Source organism: Neokomagataea anthophila, from assembly GCF_018122595.1.
GTDB lineage: Bacteria > Pseudomonadota > Alphaproteobacteria > Acetobacterales > Acetobacteraceae > Gluconobacter > Gluconobacter anthophilus.
This window is the reverse complement of sequence record NZ_JAGRQH010000232.1, coordinates 1-219: the sequence shown is the minus strand read 5'-3', so window position 1 is coordinate 219 and position 219 is coordinate 1. Positions and strand designations below refer to the sequence as shown.

Genomic DNA, 219 nt, shown 5'->3' with positions numbered 1-219 from the left:
CATCACCACATGCTGCGCATCAGACACCATTCCACAGGCATGAATAATGCGCACAACCACCGGTGCCTGCTCCTCTGAAAATGCACTTTTATCCGCTTCCGCCCGGATCGTCGCAACAGACTGCGCGTAAATTTCCGCGCCATTTCGAATATAATCATACTTAGCAGGATGCCCCTTAGGAGATATCTTCATGCAGGGTGTCCTCTTTCCAAATCTGCG

1 protein-coding gene is annotated in these 219 nt (G+C 50.7%); it reads right to left on the bottom strand.

The genetic code is table 11. The features are described from left to right. On the bottom strand, window positions 1-192 hold a 192-nt coding region (locus KB213_RS12560; protein ID WP_211683596.1), incomplete at its 3' end, for a precorrin-8X methylmutase. Window positions 193-219: the final 27 nt, after the last annotated feature.